This is a genomic window from Spongiibacter nanhainus, from assembly GCF_016132545.1.
Classification (GTDB): domain Bacteria; phylum Pseudomonadota; class Gammaproteobacteria; order Pseudomonadales; family Spongiibacteraceae; genus Spongiibacter; species Spongiibacter nanhainus.
Genome location: NZ_CP066167.1, coordinates 434,749 through 455,546, shown reverse-complemented (window position 1 = coordinate 455,546; position 20,798 = coordinate 434,749). Strand labels below are relative to the sequence as shown.

The following is a 20,798-nucleotide window of genomic DNA, read 5'->3' as shown; positions in this document are numbered from 1 at the left end:
TGACCTCCTTACAGTCGGGCGATGCCAAAGGTGTTGGTGCTGAGCTTCCGTCTGTCTGCCTCATCACAAACATCGAGTACCAGGCCGAGTACAGCGCGAGTGTCACGCGGATCAATCAAGCCGTCATCCCACAGCCGCGCAGTGTTGGCCAGGGCGCGAGACTGGGCTTCCATGGTCGCTACTGTGTCTTGTTGAAGCGCATCTAGCATGCTCTCGTCGACCGAACCGCTGCGCTGCATTTTCGCTTTCGCGACCTGCCGCATCACACTTCCGGCCTGTGCCGGCCCCATTACCGACACCACACTACGCGGCCACGCGAACATGAAGCGTGGCGCCATACCACGACCGCACATTGCATAGTTGCCAGCGCCGTACGAGCCGCCTACAACCACGCTGATACACGGCACGCTACAGTTCGTCACCGCCTGAATCAGCTTGGCACCGTGTTTGATTATGCCCGATCGCTCCATCTCTGTGCCCACCAGAAACCCGGTGGTGTTATGCAGAAAAAGCAAGGGGGTACCTGATTGTTCACAGAGCTGGATAAACTGCCCTGCCTTGGCAGCACCTCTGGCTGTGATGGGCGCGTTATTGCCAATCACACCGCAGGACCGACCTTCGATGGTAACCCGTCCACACACGGTTCCTATGTCGTAGTCGGCTTTGAAGTCAAGAAAGTCCGATCCATCGGCCAATCGCGCTATGATTTCACGAGCGTCGTAGGGTGTTTTGTTGTCACTAGGCACCAAACCAAGCAGCTCTTCCGCCGGATATGCCGGGGCGTCAAAGGACCGGCGAGGTGAGGGTATAAAGCCGTCGTTCCAACCCAGTTTCTGCACAATCTCACGTGCGATACGTATGCCGTCAGCATCACTTTCCGCCAGGAAATCTGCTGTACCGGCGACCTCCGCATGCATGGCCGCACCACCAATTTCTTCATCGGTGGCAATCTCGCCCGTTGCGGCCTTTAACAGCGGCGGACCGGCCAGATAGACTGTCGACTGATCCCGGATCATCACTACATAGTCCGACAAGCCCGGCTGATACGCGCCACCGGCCGTTGCACTGCCATGTACCACAGTTACTTGCGGCACACCCGCAGCAGACAAGCGACACTGTTGCGCGAACATACCACCGGAATAGCCGAAAAACTGGCCCAACATTTTCAGGTTGCCGCCGCCGCTTTGCGACAGCGCGACCAAGGGCAGTTTATTTTCTTCGGCAATGCTCATCATTCTTCGGCGCTTTTCTCCGCCTAAGGGCGAGATACTACCCCCTTTGGTGAGATAGTCGTCGACCATTACCAGACAGCGAACGCCTTCAACGTAGCCAATTCCCGCGATGCAGCTGCCACCGGCACTTGATCCGTCCTTGTCATCCTCCTGCAAATAGCCGCACAGCGTGGAGAGCTCCAGAAACGGCGCTCCTGCATCCAGAAGCAGGTTCAAACGCTCTCGCGGTGGCAGCAAACCTTTCTCGATATAACGGGGAGCTTTGGCTTCGGCAGCTTCCATAACGCGACGCTCTATTCCCCGAAACTCGTCAACTGCCTCGATCATCACCCGGCAATTTTCCCGGTAGGAGTCAGACTGAGTGTCCACTAGTGAGTTAATTACGCCCATAAGCAGCTCCCTTGAATGCTGATAGTTAAGGTTATTGGTTGATTGGTTTACCCGAGGCGGTGTTTCCAATGAAAAATCTCGACACCAGTTTTCGACCGGAAAGTTGGTCACGCCCAATTAGGTATTGAAAGCGCTGTGTTCTTCACCAATGACGACCACCTTTTGGAAAGCTGGACGATCCCGCATACGGTTCAGGTATTTCCGTACCGGAGGGGTGTAGGGCTCATCGATTTTCAATACCTCCCCCAAATGAAGTGCGTAGGCGATAGCAATATCTGCAACGGTAAACCGACCCGCCGCCAGAAATTCGCGCCCATCGGCCAAGTGTCCATTGAGCTTGCGCAAGCGTGCGTGAAACCACCTGGCATAGTCGGTTGCTGCCGCTTGCAGGCCTCGCTCTGGCGACTCCTGCAACTGGTAGCGGATGTAGACAGTCTGGGGAAATGTGAGTGTTGCGTCGCTGTGAAAAAGCCAGTTCAGGTAATCACCGTATTCAGGGTGGCTAGCTTCCAGTGTAAACTCCGGCTTGCTGTAGCGTTCCGCCAAAAAAACAGGGATGGCAGACGATTCAGTCATGTGTATATCACCGTCTACGAAATAAGGCACGGTGCCCAGCTCATTTACTTCCAGAAAATTGCGTTGGAATACTCTGGGAGGAAAAGGCAATACAACCAGCTCATAGGGAATGGACATCTCTTCCAGCGACCACAATGCGCGCAGTGACCGCGCGTTATGACAGTGCCACAGTTTGATCGACATTCCGTTAAACCCTGTACTGACGAGACGCGAGGTCACGCATGATTTCTTCAGATCCACCACCTATGGCATTGACCCGCACTTCCCGATAAATACGCTCAACCCGGTTGTCGCGCATATAGCCAATTCCACCCAATATTTGCATCGCTTCGCGTGCGCAGAACTCCATGGTTTGACTGCACTGTATTTTCAGCAAAGCAATATCGCCCGGGTTTGGGTTGCCAGCCTGAATTTCTCGCGAGCAATGATTGATGTAAGCCTGACAAGCGTTAATACGCTGTTTCATATCTACAATCTTATGCCGGATTACCTGATGGTCGGCCAGTCGCTTGCCGAACGTGCGCCGCTGCCCGGCCCACGCAACGGCTTCTTCCAAACACACCCGCGCCGAGGCCTCCATGCCTACCGCCAGCATCATCCGCTCACTGTTAAAATTGTACATGATGACCTGAAAGCCCTGATTTTCTGCACCGATCAGATTGCCAACCGGCACCCGTACATTATCGAAATAGATTGTGGCGGTATCCGAACACCACCACCCCTGCTTGCGGTCGAGGGCTGTGCGTGTCACGCCTTCTGCATCCATGGGAATCAGGACCATAGAAACGCCATCCGCGCCTGCACTACCCGTTCGCACCGCGGCGGACAACCAGTTCGCTCGCATGCCGCCAGTAATGAAGGTCTTAGAGCCATTGATCACCCACTCGTCGCCTTCTCGCCGGGCAGTGGTTGTGATATTGGCGACATCCGAACCACCACCGGGCTCCGTAATACCCAAGGCGATGCATTTACTGCCATCGAGTATCTGAGGCACCACCGATTGGCGCACGGCATCGCTGGCAAAATTAACCACCGGTGGTAAACCAATACTTTGAACCATCAGGGTTGCTGCCAAGCCACCGACACCAGGACGAGCCAACTCCTCGTTAAGAATATTGTGATGCCAGATATCAATGCCATCCGTTAGCCCGCCATATTTCTCGGGGTAGCCCAAGCCGAGCATTCCCACCTCCGACGCTTTGCGCCAAAGTTTATCGGGCAACCCTCCTGCTTCATCCCAACCCGCTGCAAAGGGCATGATTTCGCGATCGACAAAGCGTCGCATCTGTTCGCGCCACGCCTCGTGGTCAGGCGTCAGATTGGGGTTGGTCAATCGGGCTGAATCAAAACTGAGCGTCATGGAGTGCTCCCGCAATAATCCTAATACGTTCAATAGGCAACCAAAGCCACCACTTGGTCACCAGTTTATCGAAAGCATGGGCGGGCGCCCGGGAAATAGCGCCAGTCATATAGGCAATGGTGCCAGCGCACGAAGCCAGGGGGTAATTAACGTCGACGATACTCGCGCGGCGAGATGCCATGCCACTGCTTGAAGGCCGAGGAGAAAGAACCTTGGTCGCGGTAACCCAGCAGAAAGGCGATTTCGGTCACTGTCAGTCGCCCGTCCGACAGGTAGCGGATAGCCAGCTCACCCCTGACCTTCTGCAATAAGGTTTGAAATTGTGTATCGCGTTCGGACAAACGCCGTTGCAGGGTTCGCTTGGACACATTCAAATGACTGGCCACGTGATCAATACTGAGTTCACCCTCCGGCAGCAAGCGCACTATGGTTTCGCGCAGCTGTTCCAGAAATTCGTCTCGGCCCCGGCCGTCGCCAAAAAGATGCTCTACCGGTCTCCCTAGGGTAGCCGTGACACCTCCGCTTACGCGCACTAGAGGGTAATCCAAGCTCTCACGGTCAAAGTAGAGGCAACTTACAGGCTCAGCAAAAGAGAGGTTCTCGCCAAAAGCGTTTACCAGCAATTCGGTTTTAGCAGGCCGCCGATAGGTGAACTTGGCCCGGCGTACGGGAATGGGCAGTACACAGAGCGAATTTACAATCATCGCTGATAGCGTCAGCATTTCATCGCTGAGATAGCGCTGTTTCGTTGTCTCAGTCCACAGCGGATACCATTCCAACCGGATATGTGCTTTCTCACCCCGTATTCGCACCTCACCGATATCACCGGTAAAGCGCAAAACACTGGGCATAAGATTCAAATATTCCCGAAAGGTTCGACAGATTGTAGACATATAAAGCTGCAGGTTAAGTCCGTCGAGGTAGCTTATCCGCCCAGTGTAGAGACCAATATCCGGGGTGTCACTGTAGTGGGCCACCAACTCATAAAGCTGCAAAACTTTTTCTACCGGCAACCTGTGGTCGGGGTTGGCGAGTATCTTCTTATCAATATCCGCCTTGATCAGCAGACTGTCGACTGGCGCCCCCAAACAGCGCCCTGCACGCACCACAGCGTTGGCTAGCGTTGTATATACACTCCAGTTGGGGTCTGGGTAGGGCATAAAGCAGAGAGGCCTCTTGGGTTACAACGTTGCATTCTACCTCAGATCTCGGCGCCAGTGAGGTTGCCGCCAAGATGTCACAGCCGCGTCCAAAATTTATCGGCGAACTGCGACCATAAATTTTTGACGCACTAGCGCCCGAACAGAAAATAGCTGTATCCCTTCAACTTCTCCAGGAATGCCTAGGCCATGGGCGGATCTGCATGACATTCTAATACACCCTACCTGCCCCTAAAATCCTTGACCGATTGTTCCGATAAGTTAGACCCTGCCCTGACTACCCTATAAAAAATGAGTTAAACCTCCCATTCAATGGCCGCCATTCTGGGAGCCTCGGTAATTTTGAGATATTCCAACTAGCGCCGGGAACCTTCCCCCATTTGGTAGACGCCTCTTGATCGAGTTCTGTCGAAATACTGATGAGGCGGAAGCAGAACGGAAACACTTGGATGTTTGCCGGGCCTCAGAATTTGCAGCGCCCCCATTTGCCGTGCAAATCAAGACGTCATTATTGATCGCCTTATCACCCTCACTCCAGGTAATACCCTCCAAACAATTGCCCTGCCCGAATTGCCAGACGGCATAGAAATCTGGATATTTGACGAATGTGGCGGCTCATTTCTTCTCTATGAACAAAGTAATTTTATCAGGCAGGTCGAGTTCACTATGGGGGTTCAAGGCCACTCCTTAGAGATTGAGGTTATGAGAAATCCAAAAAAACCTTAAGCCACTGTTTTTTTAAATGCAAAATTCCCGAGGTGGCCGTTGTGTTGGGTATAGTTTGGCGAAGCAGAGAACATGTGCCCCCACAAATCTACCACTGAACCTGGGGTAGCATTACGTGTGGCTTTGATGGGCGTACTTGCCTTGCGGGGATGAATCACAGTTTTCTCCGCACACAGTGCGGATAATAGCATTGCGGATGCGGAGATTAATCGCCATAATCCCAGCAAAAGGTGCGGAGATTATGGCAAGGTATATCCACGAACTTCCCGACTGGCCCAACTTCAGCTTCGATGAAGCAATCATCGCGGAGCGGGTACCTGCTGTTTCCCGCAAGCAGGGGCGTCTGCTCGGGAGGATGGAATCCCTCGGTTTTGAATTGCAGCAAGAGGCTGAGCTCTACACGCTGACCGAAGATGTACTGCGGACCAGCGAAATCGAAGGAGAAATCCTCGACAAGCAGCAGGTACGCTCCTCTATTGCCCGGCATCTGGGAATGGATATTCCAGGTCTGGTCAAAGCTGATCACGCTGTCGAAGGCGTGGTGGAAATGATGCTGGATGCTACCCGGTACTTCGATAAGCCGCTCACCAGTGAGCGCCTGTGTTCCTGGCATGCGGCGCTGTTTCCCACCGGACGTAGCGGCATGCACAAAATCACGGTTGGAGACTGGCGTAAAGCGGAAGCTGGTCCCATGCAGGTTGTATCCGGTCCAATAGGCCGGGAAACAATACACTTTGAAGCGCCAGATGCCGGACGGATACCACAAGAAATGGCGCGATTCCTCGAATGGTTCGACGCTCCATTTAAAGGTGACCTCAATCTTAAGGCGGGTATAGCCCACCTTTGGTTTGTCACGATCCACCCCTTCGAAGATGGTAATGGGCGGACAGCTCGCGCGCAGGCAGATATGCTGCTGGCCCGGGCTGAGGGCAGTCCACACCGATTTTACAGTATGTCAGCCGAAATACAGCGGCAGCATAAATCCTATTACGATATTCTGGAGAAAACCCAAAAGGGCAGTTTGAATATCACGCCTTGGCTGTCGTGGTTCCTGGAGGCCTTTGAGGGAGCCATTGATGGTGCGGAGATCATCACAGGAAAAGTGATGGCCAAAGCCAAGTTCTGGACCAGTAATGCGGACCAGAATTTTAATTCACGGCAGCAGAAAATGTTGAATAGCCTGCTGGATGGGTTTGAGGGTAAGTTGACCTCTTCCAAGTGGGCAAAAATCTGCAAATGCTCGCAGGATACTGCTACTCGGGATATTAATGATCTTATGACGCGTGGGTTGCTAGAGAAGGAGCCAGCTGGCGGTAGAAGCACAAGCTATGTTTTGGTTAGCTTGGAATGAATACGCTTCTTCTTTGGAAGGAGCTACTCCTTGAGGCGCGGAGTGTCATATTTTTTAAGGTTTAAAACCTTTTCAGTTGAAAAATGAAATGGAATTTTGTATGCACAAATCAGGGAACACGAAAAACTGGCTTCGTTACTGGCGCAACTCACTCGCAGATGCCGAAGCAGGAAGAGGCGCAATAAACAAAAAAAATCTTAGGTCTCACATCTCTGTTAACGTTGCTCAATTTCAACAGGGGACGTTACAAAATGACGCCAACTCGGAACTTAACAAAGAAAACTTAAAAATTCTTTTCGCGGGTGAGCCTGAAAAGACTCGGATCATTAAGGCTCTTATACGGCCCGTAATATATATAAGCAAATATGAACATGGCCAGAAACACACAAGCTCCAGACCTGATGTGCTGAGCCCAATAATCTGCCATGTATGGATAAGCCGAAATGGTAAATTTTACCCAGCAGGTAAACCGACTGTCCCTAGGGATTTGTTATCCCCCCAAGACGATGACAAATTTACTTTGTATAGCGTTGACGATCTGGATGCATTTCAAACTCAGAATGAAATACAGGTTTTTAATGAGCAGGAAGCACAAGCGCTCGCTGAAAACGAACTGATTCCCGGCAAGCAATATCAGGAATGGGAGCAGTACTATAAACTCGCCCAAACATTGTTCACAGCATTAAATAGCGACGAGACAAAATTAAAACTTTCCGCCGGATATTTGCCAGAAAAAAACAAGAAAACCTATCTGATCAAAACCGATGACGCGATAAATACAAGTCGAAATATCTTGCGATTATATGATTGGCTGCAAACCAAGAACGAGAATTTTCCTCTGTTAGAGAACTTTGCTCTTGGAAAGGTTACTAAGTTTCTTCCGCGTTTAGATCAAGAAAAATCTATTTCTTGCAGACTAGGGCACTCAAATAGTAATTTCCCTTTAGCAAAAGCGCAAAAAGATGCATTGGCGCATATGCTCCATATGAAGGAGGGAGAAATTCTCGCAGTTAATGGTCCGCCAGGCACAGGTAAAACCACATTCGTACTTTCTGCTGTGGCCTCCTTATGGATTAAAGCAGCTCTGAAAAAAGCCGACCCACCAATTATTATCGCAGCATCGACCAATAATCAGGCGGTAACAAATATTATTGCTGCTTTTGGAAAGGACTTCGAAGAGAACGATTCATTATTTAGCGGACGTTGGATCCCAGAACTAAAAAGTTATGGCGGTTATTTCCCTGCTGCCAGCAAAGAGAGCGAGGCATCACCGCTTTATCAAACGAAAAGCTTCTATGAATCGATGGAGCAATCTGAATTTATTGATCGATCTGAGTCAATATTTATCAGAAAGGCTAAGGCCGCGTTTAAAAATACCAACCTAGATTCAATCGAGATTATACAAAAAACTTTGCACCAAAGCATGCTTGATCTTCAAGACACGCTATTGCAGATAAAAAACGCTTGGGAAACATTGTCTACAGCGCATAATCGATGTTTGGAGGCCATGGGTGAAGACCCAAAAAATAGCTATCTTCAGGTCACGCAGAACCTGGAAGCGGCTGAAAAAATGCTGCGCGATGTTAGGTCAGACCAGAAGTCTTGGCGAATGTTTTTATCGAAAGAACCAGTTTTTTATCTGATTTTTCGTTGGCTCCCACCTGTTGCTCGCAAATTACTCCTACTTAGAAATGTGTTTATCGAAACTAAGTTTAGCGATTTAAGGAAGCTCTGCACAACTTCCCGCATTCATAAAATATGGTCGTTTTTCCGCGCCATATGCGCAAAACAACGCCATTCGCTGCTTCGCCTTGTCTGTAGTCAGCCATTTGGCTGGCTACAGACGCACCTTCCCTACGAAGGCAAGTATTTCTCCGCTCTCAGCAGGTTGGTAAATGCCGATAGGACATACAGGCGATTGGTATTTTTCGCCAGTCCGCGGTAGCGCACCTTCCCATAACCAAACTGCTGCTTGATCGTTCGGAACGGATGCTCAACCTTCGCACGAACGCTGGCCTTTATCTCCTCCAGCATTTCCTGTAGCTGGTCAGCCAGCTTGCTCCGGGTGCCGGGGCGTAGCGCGATGCGCCAATCGACATCCCGATCTTTAAATTCATCTCGCTTATGGATACCGGTATAACCCGCATCACCCCAGACCCGCTGTTCTTCTCCATGTAGAAGCTGATCTGCCGCATTGAGGTCATGCACATTCGCGGCTGTGGTTTCGACGCTGTGAATCAAGCCGTCACGGTCATCCACGCCAATATGCATCTTCATGCCGAAGTGCCATTCATTGCCTTTCTTGGTCTGGTGCATCTCCGGGTCTCGCTCGCCATCCTGGTTCTTGGTTGAGCTGGGCGCGGCGATAATCGTGGCATCAACAATGGTGCCTTCACGCATCATCAGGCCCTGCTGCCGCAACTGGGCGCTCACGGTATCGAAGATCACCTTGCCCAATTTGTGACGCTCTAAAAAATGACGGAAGCGGAGAATGGTGCTTTCATCTGGCAGCCGGTCAGACAGGCGCAGCCCGGCAAAGCGGCGCATAGACTCAATCTCGTACAACGCATCTTCCATCGCCGGATCGCTGAGGTTGTAAAATAATTGCAGGCAATGCACCCGAAGCACAATGGGGAGCGGGTAAGGTGGGTTTCCATTCTCACCCTTGGGGTAGTACTTGCGGAGCTTCTTCTCCAGCTTGGCCCAGGGAATCAAGCCATCCATTTTTTCCAGGAACAGCTCCCGCCGCGTTTTACGCTTTTTGTTCCGGTATTCGGCTTCGGCGAAGGTAAGCTGGCTCATGTAGTAGTCCGGTTGAAATCGGTGATCGCAGAATTATCTCAAATTACGGGGGTTATGCAGAGCTTCCTTAAGTAAATCTGTTATCAGGAATGTAGATAACGTAGAGGAGGAGCTTCTATCTTGGATACAGGCAAAGGAGAATGACCTTTCAGCACTGAAAAAAGACAAGGAATACAAAGCTGCTCTTATTAAAGAATGGATCACCGCACAGCAAAACTGGCGTTCAGTAACTAACCATATCGCACCCGGATTGACAGATTTACCGAACATTACGTCGATTGATAACATTTTAGATACGTCCGTCAGGTTCCAGCTCTTTCAGTTAAGCGTGCATTACTGGGAAGCGCAGTGGCTTATCGAGTGCAGAAAAATGCAGGAAGAAGGTGGCACAGACTGGGCAGGAAGTCGGAGAACCGGCAAAAAATCCGTACTACCACGCTGGCGGAGACGGATGATGCTAACACCGTGCATTGTATCTACCTTGCATTCACTACCGTCCCACATGGTATATCAAGCGCACTCAGGGGGAGAAAAATTTAGTGACGAATATCTGGCGGGGGAAATCGATTTACTAATCGTTGACGAAGCAGGGCAAGTGTCTCCAGAGGTTGCTGCCGCTTCTTTTTCCTTGGCGAAAAGCGCTCTGATTATTGGCGATATCCACCAAATCGAGCCGATTAGATCACTCACGGGATCAATAGACACAGGGAACCTCATCCAATATGACGTAATTAGTAACGAAGAGGAGTACCCCGAAGCATTAAAAACGGGGAACTCCGTAATTAACGGAAGTGTAATGCGTATAGCACAACGTACTAGTCGTTATTGCTACATTAAGGAAGCTGAGCCAGGCATGTTCCTGCGTGAACATCGCCGCTGTTATGACGAAATAATTTCGTTTAGCAATGACCTTTGTTATCAGGGGTTATTGGAACCCAAACGAGGTTCTGCTCCTCACGATTCTCTATTCCCCCCCATGTCTTATCTTCATATTGATGGCCTTGCAGAAGCGCCTCCCACCGGAAGTCGCCATAATGTTTTGGAGGCAATTCAGATCGCCAATTGGCTTGCAGCAAATCGGGAGAATATTGAAAGTTATTACCAAAAAAAAGGTGGAGATTACCAAGACAAAAAGCTGGAGGATTTGGTTGGCGTCATTACCCCTTTCAAATCTCAACAGGAAAAAATAGAACGCGCTTGCGTCAAGAACGGTATTCATGCCGGCAAAGGCGAAAGCAAATTAATAGTGGGAACCGTTCACGCACTACAGGGGGCGGAAAGACCGATCATTATTTTTTCTGCTGTCTATTCAAGACATAGTGATGGTGATTTTATTGATATGGCTCCATCAATGCTTAACGTCGCTGTCTCAAGGGCAAAGGATAGCTTTATTGTGTTTGGAGATATGGACGTCATCTCCAGTGCGGGTCGAGGTAAGCCAAGGAGTATATTGGCCCGCTATTTATTCAGTTCAGATTCCAATGAATTGATATTGCCGGTAGATGAAAGACCGGATCTATTCAAGTCAGCTGTTACCCCTAGGCTCATTAATAATGCAGAGGAACATGATGAGTATATTAGGCAAATATTGAGAAAGGCGAACTCCCGAATTGATATGGTCTCGCCGTGGATATCCATTCAGCGCCTCAAGGAAACGGGCTTGTACCCAGAAATCCTAGATGCCCTTCGACGCGGGGTCAGCATCAGTATCTATACTGACTATCATTTCAATTCAACATCAATGAATCATTACGACGAGTCCAAAGCGTCGCTCTTTGCACAGAATTGTGAAACCTTGTGTGAGATCGGCGTAGATGTCTACGTAGTAAACGGCGTTCATAGTAAGCTAATCATGGCCGACAATAGCTTCTTAAGCGTAGGCTCCTATAACTGGGCCAGTGCTGCTCGAACTGGGAAGTATGCGAATATGGAAACTTCGATGATATACAGCGGTGATCTGAATGATGAAATTTCATTACAAATTAAAAGCTTGAAGGAAAGGATCCGAATGACCCACCTTTCCAAGGGCAACCAAAATACATCGCGAGAAATCTAGTTAAACTAAGCCCGGCTGTTGACGAGAGGTAGCAAAACTACCGGCTAATTTACGTTATAAATTTGCTCCTTTTATTGGAGCACTAAATTTTTTTATTTTAGGGAGCCGTGGTAGAGTCGCAGCCGTATCAGATGAAACTCTACCGCTATTTTAATTTGGTTATGTAGAACTCGTACTTTATTTACTACAAGCAGAAACGGCGCGCGATTGGTTCATTTGATGCTCACACCAAAGCAATTTCATGATGCGTCCTTGTTCCGGCTAAATGTTTAGAGCTAGCGCAAAGCATCCATTAACTGCTGCTGGAACAGGCGCGGCTCAACGTCTCGCCCATACACTCGGTAGCTTAAAATTACTTTAGTTTCGTTATCATTGACTGCTTCAAACTCGACCTCATATGGCGCACGCCAAAGAATAGGATCTTTGATGCGAGGCCCGCCGTAGGTGCCTTTTACACGGTAGTAGGTACCTGGAATACCGTCCCAACCACTTGTGTTGCTGTTGTACCGACTATTAGCATTTGCCTTCTGATCATCTGGATCTTCAAATTTCAAAAACCGTTTAGCACGAACGTAGGCTAGGTTTACACGAACTGGAATCGTCGTTTCTGAATCTGGGACATCATGCCATACTCCCCCCTCCAGAATCATATTCATACACCAACGAGGATCACGACTGTCCGGGCGATTTTCGTACTTCAATGTATAGCAATAGTGTTTTGTTGACTTATCCGCGATAGGATCCTTGCCATTTTCTCCATCCTTCTCGCCTGACACCTCAGACTCATCACCGGGCTGGGATAGGGGCTTTCCATTGACGGTCACAAAGTCCTTCCAGTTCAAAGCGTCCGCGACACCGGTAAAAGCAAAGAACAGAAAAATAATTCGAACGATGTATAACTTCATAGTGGTACCATCCTTGAGTTTATAACGTAAATTTCATAGGAGTATGACCGCGCGTTATTCCGCTCCAGGCCGGAAAGCAATTTCAGATGCAGCCTCTTCATCATCGAACGAGCGCTGTCGCTTTTCTTTGTTCAGCAGGCTATTTACGGCTGAGCCCGGAAAGGTTTCAATCGCGTTATTAAACGCCTCTACATTTTGGTTAAAAATGCGAATGGCGGCGGCAATATTGTCCTGCTGATCGGCTATTTCGCGCATCAGATTGTTCATCAAGCCAGCCGTTTTTAGATCCGGGTAAGCTTCCATCGCCACCCGAATGCCAGACATCGCCGATTTCGTCTTAGCCTCAGCCTCTTTCAGGGCTTGCGTATCGATCTGGTCGCTGGCCAGTTGCGTTACCGCAACGCGCATTTCCGTTAGCTTTTCCAAAACGCCAGACTCGTAGGCTTTATGATCTTGAACAATTTTTTCCAACTCTGGGATGACCTTGAGCTTTTGCCGCTCTTGCACGATAACGTCAGACCAGGCGCGCTGGATGGCATTCTTGCCACTCACAATTCGGTTGTAAAACCATACCAGTACGACAACGCCCACCGCGGCCACTATAAGAAAAACTACTGTATCGCTCATTACTTCACTCCTTGAATAGATGCCTCGGGGCTATTGCCTTCCAGCATAGAAAAATTTGATTGGGTATGGCGTTGAATGTCGGCTACGAGTTGCAGGGCGTCGTCCAGGACCGGCAATTTAGCACCCGCCGCAATAATATCGGCGAGCTCATTGGGGTTATCCTTGGATTTCATTACCGTACGAACGCTTAGCGGATCATTTGACCAAGTCAGGCACATCTGGCCGTTCAATCCATATTCGAGGTTAGGGCTCTTGAGCTGATCGCTCGCGTTTTCCAAGGCAATAACGACGGATGGCTTTAAGAGCTTGGCCGCTTGCATCTCGTCTACACATCGGATCCTATAACGACGATTGAATTCTACCGAGGCCGGACGATATTTGAGCTTATATCTACCGCCTGGTGCATCGGATACTATTTGTATACCGCTATAGCTACCTTCAAGCATCAGGCCGTAACGATCATAGTGGTAGTAAGTCGTTTCAGTTTTTGTGGTTGAGTGTCCGTTGTGGTCGGTTTCCGTCACTTGGCGTTCTTCTCGAACTACCCAGTGAAACTGAAAAAGCGAGTAGCCTTGCCTAACCTTGTTACCATCCCCCGGCGCCGACATGAAATACACGATCTTACGGGAGTCATTTCCTCGGTCAAATTCGTGAAAGTGCTGGTCCAGCTCTTTCAACGCCGGCACGGGCTCATCATGAAATCCATAGCTGACCAACGCCGCACGCTCGAATACTTCCTGTACGAATTTTCGGGCTTTACGCCTACGAAAAAGCCAGAACAGGATGAAACCTGCCGCAACCGCTATCAAGGTGTTGTAAATTAGAATTACAGAGTCAGATGTGCCATCTGGACCAATGGGATAGCCTCTCTCCGAGCCTAAAAGATGTCCGTAGCCCCCGGCAAAGAGCAGAAGAAGGCCGAACCCAAGCTTGCCAGTGTCTTCGTAGCGAATCGGGCCTCCCAATCCGCGTAGCTGGGCGACAATCTTTGTAGTATCCGGGCGGCCAGAAGATGCCTTGGTATTGCGTACCGACTTTAATAGCGTGTTGAGCTTTTTGTTGTGGGACATTCCGTTTCCCTTTGCTTGTAGATCCAGTCGCCTAAGCAAGGCAAAATTATTACTAATTTAAATTCCGGGTTCCATTACGGATTTAGATAGATGTCATCAGTTTTCGGCAAGTGTCATCAATTCTGGCAGAGATTATCTGCATGCGTCTTGAAATCAGCAGGCAGATTTACAAACTTTGGCGGAAAAAACAATTACGTGTAAACCTTTCACCATGACACGCAGCAGAAATGATCAAATTATGACCAGGCTGCTAAAAAAGTGATGACACTTGTCGAATTTCAGAGTGCCTTATCGCGTACCTTTGCAAAACACAGGTATGCGATACCAAGCATTGTGCTGAATACTGTGTAGAATAATACGCCTGTCATAATTTCATTCTCTTCGATGGGTGTTCTCATTACTTAGGGAAGGTCTGCACAACCTCTCCCTTTTATAAAATATCGCCAAATTTCCGCGTCAACGGCGTAAAACGCAGCAATCCTCAGTTCATCTCAGCCTGTAGGCAGCCATTTGGCTGACTACAGGCGTACCTACCCTATGAGGGCAGGTATTTCTCCGCTCTCAGCAGGTTGGTAAACGCTGATAACACATACAGGCGGTTGGTGTTTTTCGCCAGCCCACGGTAGCGAACCTTCGTATAGCCAAACTGTTGCTTGATCGTCCGGAACGGATGCTCAACCTTGGCGCGAACGCTGGCCTTTATCCCCTCCAGCATTTCCTGCAGCTGATCAGCCAGATTGCTCCGGGTGCCGGGGCGTAGCGCGATACGCCAATCGACATCCCGATCTTTAAATGCGTCTCGCTTATGGATGCCGGTATAACCCGCGTCACCCCAGACCCGCTGCTCTTCTCCATGAAGAAGCTGATCTGCCGCAGTGAGATCATGCACATTCGCAGCTGTGGTCTCGATGCTGTGAATCAAGCCGTCCCGGTCATCCACGCCAATATGCATCTTCATGCCAAAGTGCCACTCATTGCCTTTCTTGGTCTGGTGCATTTCCGGGTCTCGCTCGCCATCCTGATTCTTGGTTGAGCTGGGCGCGGCGATAATCGTGGCATCAACAATGGTGCCTTCACGCATCATCAAACCCTGCTGACGCAACTGGGCGCTCACGGTATCGAAGATCACTTCGCCCAATTTGTGGCGCTCTAAAAAATGACGGAAGCGGAGGATAGTACTTTCATCTGGTAGCCGATCAGACAAGCGTAGCCCTGCAAAGCGGCGCATGGACTCAATCTCGTACAGGGCATCCTCCATCGCCGGATCGCTGAGGTTGTAGAACAATTGCAGGCAGTGCACCCGAAGCATAATGGGGAGCGGATACGGCGGGTTTCCATTCTCACCTTTGGGGTAGTGCTTGCGGAGCTTCTTCTCTAGCTTGGCCCAGGGAATCAGACTATCCATTTTTTCCAAGAACAGCTCACGCCGCGTTTTACGCTTTTTGTTCTGGTATTCGGCTTCGGCAAAGGTAAGCTGGCTCATGCAGTAGTGAATCGCCACTAGTTCACTAGACGCTTTTCAGCCTCTTTTAAATACTGACGCTCATAATCTACAGGCGACAGCCCATTGTTGGAACCATGCTGTCGTTTTGTGTTGTAGAACATCTCGATGTAATCAAATATATCGCTCCTTGCTGCATCTCGTGTCGCGTATATTTTGCGCTTTATTCGTTCTCGCTTTAGTAACTGGAAGAAGCTTTCCGCAACCGCGTTGTCGTGGCAGTTGCCTCGGCGGCTCATGCTCCCCTCCAAGCCATGCTCTCTGAGAAACTCGCTCCAGTCATGGCTTGTGTATTGGCTGCCCTGATCCGAGTGAACCAGCACTCCCTTTATAGGTTTTCGACGCCAGACAGCCATTAGTAATGCATCCAGCACAAGCTCTTTGGTTATGCGAGACTGCATAGACCAACCAATGATACGGCGAGAGAAGAGATCCATCACCGCTGCGAGGTAAAGCCAGCCTTCATGGGTCTTGATGTACGTAATATCGGTAACCCAAGCCTGATTTGGCATGACCGGATCAAACTGCCGGTCTAGCACATTGGGTGTGATGACATGTCGTTCTCCACCGCGCTGTCTGGGCTTGCGGTACCCAACCTGAGCCTTAATGCCTTCAAGCTTCATCAAACGATGTACGCGATTTAGGCCACAACGCTCACCCGCGTCCCTTAGATCTCTATGAATCTTGCGATAGCCATAGACGCAGCCTGATTCAAGCCAATACTGCTTGATGAGACCAGTAAGACGCTCATCATCAATCTGTCGCTTGGATTTTGGATGTTTCTTCCAGGCGTAGTACCCGCTGGGTTGAACACCAAACAGCTGACATAACTGCCGTACAGAATGAGAGCTGTGGTGTTCAGCGATAAAGGCGTATCTTACTCGGGGTGGCTTGCGAAGTACGCCGCGGCTTTTTTTAACAGGTCACGCTCTTCAGTAACGCGCTTCAAGTCCTTCTGTAGACGTCGGATCTCCGCAGCATCATCGGACTCCTTGCGATGCGCTTCTGAGTTAGGGCCGTAACGCTTAATCCATGCGTAAAGGCTATGAGTTGTTGTGCCTAGCCGTTGGGCCACATCGGCTACGCTGTGACCCGATACCGTGACCTGCTTAACCGCTTCAATCTTGAACTCTTCTGGATAACGCTGCTTGCTCATAAACACCTCTCTTTGTGCCATTTTCTATGGCTAAAAGGTGTCTAGCAAACTGGGGGCGATTCAGAAAATGGTTCCCAGCACCAATGGTCTATTTGGTCATGTGAGCGGGTTCTTTCCAGCGTAGTTGGTCTTTGCATCAATCGTTTTTCTCCCATCATCCGCTTATTTTAACCCCATAATAGTGTTAAATTGCCAGGCAAATTTGTGATTCTATCAAGGGTAATCGAGTTCGAGATGAGCCTCAGCAATCAAGTCAACTTGTACCTTTAAACGTATTGCTTCCAGCGGGAAATAACAACCTGATCGTCCGATTGGCTGGCCCTGATCAGACGACGAAATCCTTCCAGATCCAATGCTTGGAAAGAGTGCTGATTTGCGCGCAGGGTCCCATTTTTCTGTCTCTGGGCGATGAGGTTTGTAGAAAAATGGGTACGCAAATCCGCTTCATCAGGCGCTGCGAAAGCACGCCTTCGCGCCGCCGTCTTCGACGGCCACCCGAGCTGACGGAGGGGTGTAATTCGAGCGGCCGGGCCCCGGATTGAGGCCGTAGGCCGGTCGCAGCGCGACAATCAGGGCCGCTCGAATTGCACCCCGTGTCCAACCCGACGGGGGTCCCCGCGAGCGGGGCGTCGGGTGGAGTCCGAGGATGCCGCCGCCGCAGGCGGGCAGGAGCGTTAGCGACGATACGGCATCCGCAGGACCTGGAAAATGCCGCAGCCCGCAGGGCCACCGGGCGGGCCCCGATAAGCAGCGCTAGCTGGTTATCGGGCCGGTGGCGCAAGGGGCGACCATCGGGAGCGCTTTTCCAGCCCGTCAGGGCGGGTGGCCGTCGAAGACGGCGGCGCGAACTAGCTGACACAAAAGCACTGCTTTTTGTCGGCCGTCTTGGCCTGTTCGGGGCCCCGCGACAGCGGGGTGGCGGGCCAAGACCTTCCAGAAATCAATGAGTTAGAACTCATTAGGCAAAGGTGCTTCCTACATGACATCGCCTCGGGCAGGGGTTGGAGAGCCGCAGAACTACCCGGACGAAATGGCCGGACTCCGTGCTGGACATCCAGTCCACCGATATGTCGCCCAGAGCGTCCGACAAAGCCAGCGCCTTCTCCCGCATAGGCCAGCCAGATCAATTCTCGTGGCGTGTTCTCCCACTGTGATTGTGAAGTCCATTTAATAGGAGAGAACCCCCATGAAATTTAGCGACTACGATTACCACTCCGCCAAGGCGCGCTCAGGAGAAAAGCTTGGGCAAATGCTGCGATGGCTTTACCGGTGGGAGGTATCTAGTGTACACGCTCTAGCCGAGCTGTTTGGTACGAAGAGATCAGCCACTTACTCTACACTTTCACGATACGAAAAATTTGGCTTAATTGACGCATTCACAATGCCTAATGTTTGTGGTCGGGTTTACCACTTAAAAAAGAACGGAGTTTCGACTGCCCGAGAACTATTCGTGGGCCATAAAGACGAGCATCTAAAAACGGCCTATTTCCCTTCAAAAATAAATAGGAGTCATGTGGTCCACGATCTATTGACGCAGCATATTGTCTTGCGTCTGAAATCCGAACATAGTCAGGCGCGCTTTTTAACCGATAGGCAGCTCAGATTGAGGCAGAAATTTTTCTTGCGGCAAGCCTACAAAATTCCAGACGCTGTGGTGCATTTAGGATCGCATAAAAAACCGCATCAGGTTCTGATCGAAGTTCAGGAATCTCCTTTACGATCCTATCATTTGGAACTGATTCTTTCCCTATATGCGGAATCAATTATCCGGGGCGAAATTCAAGGTTTGGTCTTTGCTAGCACAAAGAGAAATATTCTGGAACATGCGAGGCGGATAATTGATCGTGGGGTTCGCTCTTTTGATTATGTCGATGGACGTTGGCACCCAATTAACCCGACGGTTCGTCAAGGGCCACTTTCATTAGAAATGGTTGGGAAATCAATCATACTATACGATCTCAGTCACTACGCGAGCAGGTATTACACCCACATAATTCGCGGATAAAGGAATCTGTTTGATATCGGCTGAGTAGTTCGTGCGCGCTCAGGATTTGCATACGCATACGGTCCGAAATTCCGCTATCAAATCGATAGAGCCAAGTGCTCGCCTCGGCCAGTGAATGCATTGAAGTGAAATAGGCAGGTTCGGTATCTGCAAGGGAAGGAATTTCGTTGGTTCCAAGTGGCCATTTGACGAAATATCCTCCCCTCCGAACCTCGCCTTTTACTCATCATTAGCCGTGCTAGATCTAGCCTATATAGCCAGAAAGTTTCTGACCGCTCTACGCGGACCCACCCAAGTGGTAAAAACACATCACTTACCCCAGTTTCCACAACCCCCTATTTTCTGCCAAACTCCCGGAGTACAACTGGTAATGGTGGATAAATGGATAGCTCTGCCCAACAACTAACCCACAAATTGGTGTCTATACGTCGCCAACATCCCGCATGGTTGTTGCTAGCCTCCCCCCGAGCCCCACTTGTGCTTGGCTGTCTGACGTCGTTATTTGAATTTAGCGACGACGGCATTGCGGAAGAGGATGGTCTCCAAGCGTTGTCCGAAATGCTCGCCGAATACGCCATCCAAGATGAATATGATATTGACCCTGAAAATACCCATTTGCTGGCCAGCAGGGAGCTTAGGCAGTGGTTAAAACGCGGGCTAATACTTGAACGCGGGCAACGGGTCTATGCCACTGACGCACTATCTTCAGCTATACGCTTTGTAGAGTCTCTGGATAATCGCTTTATGACCTCCACGGCCTCTCGGCTGGCGGTGGTCCAACGTGAAATTGAGAACCTGGAAGTAGGACTCAATCCCAACCCAGCAAGCCGCAAAGCTGCTATCCAGCGCAAAATCAAGGTACTGGAAGATGAATTAGCCGCTGTTGAGGCGGGACATACTCCCGTCCTATCCAGCTCCGAAGCTATCGAACGAATCCGGGAGATTTATACTCTGGCCACCGGGCTCCGCGCCGATTTCCGGCGAGTAGAGGACTCCTGGCGGGCAGCAGACCGCGAATTGCGTCAGTCAATTATGTCGGAGCAATTTGATAGGGGTGATATTCTCGATAGACTCCTGAATGGACAGGAAGCGCTGCTAGACACCTCTGAGGGACGGGTTTTTGACAGTTTTCAGCAACAACTGAAGCGAAGTATCGAGCTTGACAATATGCGCGAGCAACTGCGTAGCATTCTAGCGCATCCCTCAGCAGAAAAAGCCCTTAACCGAATCCAGCTGTCTGACTTGAAACTATTGCGTATGCGTCTCGTGTTAGAAAGTCAGGCCGTTCTCCAAGCAAGGGCGCGCAGCGAAAAAGATGTTAAAGGCTTTATTAAAACTGGGTTGGCGGCAGAGCACCATCGTGTAGGCCAGCTTTTAAATGAGGTATTTCAGATCGCCCAAGAACTTGACTGGCAGCACCAATCTACTCGTCGTACAGCTTCACCACTGCCACCACTGGGGTTCACACTCGGTAACTTGCCTCTCGCCGAGCGCTTACGGTTTAAGTCACTGGACAGTGACGCCAATGCTGAGTTGGACCTATCCCCGCAGGAAACAAATCTGGAGGGGCTTGAGGATGAGTTTTGGGATGCTTTAGACGGCCTTGACCGAGAAGCACTAGTTCAGAACACATTAGCGCTACTCTCCAAGGAAGGACGAGCTCTCACCCTATCAGAACTCGCCCAGCGTCTCCCGCCCACCCACGACTTGGAAACATTGGCTTTATGGCTAGGCATGGCGCGAGAAGCCGGCATCGAAATTGAACCAACCCTCACGGAGGAGGTGCAACTTATAGATGAGGATCAAGAGCACTGGCTATTTACGGTGCCAGTAGCCTCACTGACCAACGAAGATCTATGCGATCTGGAATGGGAGTTGTAA

General features: G+C 50.2%; 15 protein-coding genes. 5 read left to right on the top strand and 10 right to left on the bottom strand.

Features of this window, described 5'->3' with window-relative positions; genetic code table 11:
• Positions 1-8: 8 nt before the first annotated feature.
• From I6N98_RS02110 to I6N98_RS02095, 4 genes are all read right to left on the bottom strand, one after another.
• The gene (locus I6N98_RS02110) at positions 9-1,622 is read right to left on the bottom strand and encodes an acyl-CoA carboxylase subunit beta (RefSeq protein WP_198570181.1); all 1,614 of its coding nucleotides are present in this window, start codon (positions 1,620-1,622) and stop codon (positions 9-11) included.
• A gap of 117 nt (positions 1,623-1,739) precedes the next feature.
• The gene (locus I6N98_RS02105; protein WP_198570180.1) at positions 1,740-2,381 is read right to left on the bottom strand and encodes a glutathione S-transferase family protein; all 642 of its coding nucleotides are present in this window, start codon (positions 2,379-2,381) and stop codon (positions 1,740-1,742) included.
• Between the two features lie 4 nt (positions 2,382-2,385).
• A complete protein-coding gene (locus I6N98_RS02100; protein WP_198570179.1) occupies positions 2,386-3,558 on the bottom strand; it encodes an acyl-CoA dehydrogenase family protein in 1,173 nt (390 codons plus the stop codon).
• A gap of 146 nt (positions 3,559-3,704) precedes the next feature.
• A complete protein-coding gene (locus I6N98_RS02095; RefSeq protein WP_198570178.1) occupies positions 3,705-4,718 on the bottom strand; it encodes an AraC family transcriptional regulator in 1,014 nt (337 codons plus the stop codon).
• A gap of 967 nt (positions 4,719-5,685) precedes the next feature.
• On the opposite strand from I6N98_RS02095, the gene I6N98_RS02090 reads away from it, so the two are divergent.
• Both I6N98_RS02090 and I6N98_RS02085 read left to right on the top strand, forming a co-directional pair.
• Positions 5,686-6,795 carry a Fic family protein gene (locus I6N98_RS02090; protein WP_198570177.1) on the top strand — a complete coding sequence of 370 codons (1,110 nt, stop codon included), beginning with the start codon at positions 5,686-5,688 and terminating at the stop codon, positions 6,793-6,795.
• A gap of 100 nt (positions 6,796-6,895) precedes the next feature.
• The gene (locus I6N98_RS02085; RefSeq protein ID WP_198570176.1) at positions 6,896-8,740 is read left to right on the top strand and encodes an AAA domain-containing protein; all 1,845 of its coding nucleotides are present in this window, start codon (positions 6,896-6,898) and stop codon (positions 8,738-8,740) included.
• Here the strand turns inward: I6N98_RS02085 and I6N98_RS02080 are convergent.
• Positions 8,650-9,597 carry an IS5 family transposase gene (locus tag I6N98_RS02080; RefSeq protein ID WP_198570175.1) on the bottom strand — a complete coding sequence of 316 codons (948 nt, stop codon included), beginning with the start codon at positions 9,595-9,597 and terminating at the stop codon, positions 8,650-8,652. The genes I6N98_RS02085 and I6N98_RS02080 overlap by 91 nt on opposite strands.
• A gap of 370 nt (positions 9,598-9,967) precedes the next feature.
• On the opposite strand from I6N98_RS02080, the gene I6N98_RS02075 reads away from it, so the two are divergent.
• Positions 9,968-11,653 carry an AAA domain-containing protein gene (locus tag I6N98_RS02075; protein ID WP_198570174.1) on the top strand — a complete coding sequence of 562 codons (1,686 nt, stop codon included), beginning with the start codon at positions 9,968-9,970 and terminating at the stop codon, positions 11,651-11,653.
• A 275-nt stretch (positions 11,654-11,928) separates the two neighbouring features.
• On the opposite strand, the gene I6N98_RS02070 is transcribed toward I6N98_RS02075, so the two are convergent.
• From I6N98_RS02070 to I6N98_RS02050, 5 genes are all read right to left on the bottom strand, one after another.
• Positions 11,929-12,558, bottom strand: coding sequence for a hypothetical protein (locus I6N98_RS02070; protein WP_198570173.1), 630 nt, complete (start codon positions 12,556-12,558; stop codon positions 11,929-11,931).
• A 54-nt stretch (positions 12,559-12,612) separates the two neighbouring features.
• Positions 12,613-13,185: a LemA family protein gene (locus I6N98_RS02065; protein ID WP_198570172.1), complete on the bottom strand. Its 573-nt coding sequence runs from the start codon at positions 13,183-13,185 to the stop codon at positions 12,613-12,615.
• Complete coding sequence (locus I6N98_RS02060) at positions 13,185-14,255, bottom strand: hypothetical protein (RefSeq protein WP_198570171.1); 1,071 nt, start codon at positions 14,253-14,255, stop codon at positions 13,185-13,187. The genes I6N98_RS02065 and I6N98_RS02060 overlap by 1 nt, the downstream gene beginning before the upstream one ends.
• Positions 14,256-14,790: 535 nt before the next feature.
• Positions 14,791-15,738, bottom strand: coding sequence for an IS5 family transposase (locus tag I6N98_RS02055; protein ID WP_198570170.1), 948 nt, complete (start codon positions 15,736-15,738; stop codon positions 14,791-14,793).
• A gap of 17 nt (positions 15,739-15,755) precedes the next feature.
• A protein-coding gene (locus I6N98_RS02050) for an IS3 family transposase (protein ID WP_374964823.1) occupies positions 15,756-16,912 on the bottom strand; the annotation gives its coding sequence in 2 pieces (ribosomal slippage) (positions 15,756-16,664 and positions 16,667-16,912; 1,155 coding nt in all).
• A gap of 1,186 nt (positions 16,913-18,098) precedes the next feature.
• On the opposite strand from I6N98_RS02050, the gene I6N98_RS02045 reads away from it, so the two are divergent.
• Together I6N98_RS02045 and I6N98_RS02040 are read left to right on the top strand one after the other, a co-directional pair.
• Entirely contained in the window at positions 18,099-18,917 is an 819-nt protein-coding gene (locus I6N98_RS02045; RefSeq protein ID WP_198570169.1) for a replication-relaxation family protein, read from the top strand.
• A gap of 381 nt (positions 18,918-19,298) precedes the next feature.
• Positions 19,299-20,798, top strand: coding sequence for a DUF3375 domain-containing protein (locus tag I6N98_RS02040; RefSeq protein WP_198570168.1), 1,500 nt, complete (start codon positions 19,299-19,301; stop codon positions 20,796-20,798).

Excerpts from the sequence above, each read along its gene's own strand:
- I6N98_RS02080 (WP_198570175.1), bottom strand. The coding sequence starts at position 9,597 with ATGAGCCAGCTTACCTTCGCCGAAGCCGAATACCGGAACAAAAAGCGT.
- I6N98_RS02045 (WP_198570169.1), top strand. The coding sequence starts at position 18,099 with ATGAAATTTAGCGACTACGATTACCACTCCGCCAAGGCGCGCTCAGGA.
- I6N98_RS02040 (WP_198570168.1), top strand. The coding sequence starts at position 19,299 with ATGGATAGCTCTGCCCAACAACTAACCCACAAATTGGTGTCTATACGT.
- I6N98_RS02085 (WP_198570176.1), top strand. The coding sequence starts at position 6,896 with ATGCACAAATCAGGGAACACGAAAAACTGGCTTCGTTACTGGCGCAAC.
- I6N98_RS02065 (WP_198570172.1), bottom strand. The coding sequence starts at position 13,185 with ATGAGCGATACAGTAGTTTTTCTTATAGTGGCCGCGGTGGGCGTTGTC.
- I6N98_RS02105 (WP_198570180.1), bottom strand. The coding sequence starts at position 2,381 with ATGTCGATCAAACTGTGGCACTGTCATAACGCGCGGTCACTGCGCGCA.
- I6N98_RS02100 (WP_198570179.1), bottom strand. The coding sequence starts at position 3,558 with ATGACGCTCAGTTTTGATTCAGCCCGATTGACCAACCCCAATCTGACG.
- I6N98_RS02095 (WP_198570178.1), bottom strand. The coding sequence starts at position 4,718 with ATGCCCTACCCAGACCCCAACTGGAGTGTATATACAACGCTAGCCAAC.
- I6N98_RS02070 (WP_198570173.1), bottom strand. The coding sequence starts at position 12,558 with ATGAAGTTATACATCGTTCGAATTATTTTTCTGTTCTTTGCTTTTACC.
- I6N98_RS02060 (WP_198570171.1), bottom strand. The coding sequence starts at position 14,255 with ATGTCCCACAACAAAAAGCTCAACACGCTATTAAAGTCGGTACGCAAT.
- I6N98_RS02055 (WP_198570170.1), bottom strand. The coding sequence starts at position 15,738 with ATGAGCCAGCTTACCTTTGCCGAAGCCGAATACCAGAACAAAAAGCGT.
- I6N98_RS02075 (WP_198570174.1), top strand. The coding sequence starts at position 9,968 with ATGCAGGAAGAAGGTGGCACAGACTGGGCAGGAAGTCGGAGAACCGGC.
- I6N98_RS02090 (WP_198570177.1), top strand. The coding sequence starts at position 5,686 with ATGGCAAGGTATATCCACGAACTTCCCGACTGGCCCAACTTCAGCTTC.
- I6N98_RS02110 (WP_198570181.1), bottom strand. The coding sequence starts at position 1,622 with ATGGGCGTAATTAACTCACTAGTGGACACTCAGTCTGACTCCTACCGG.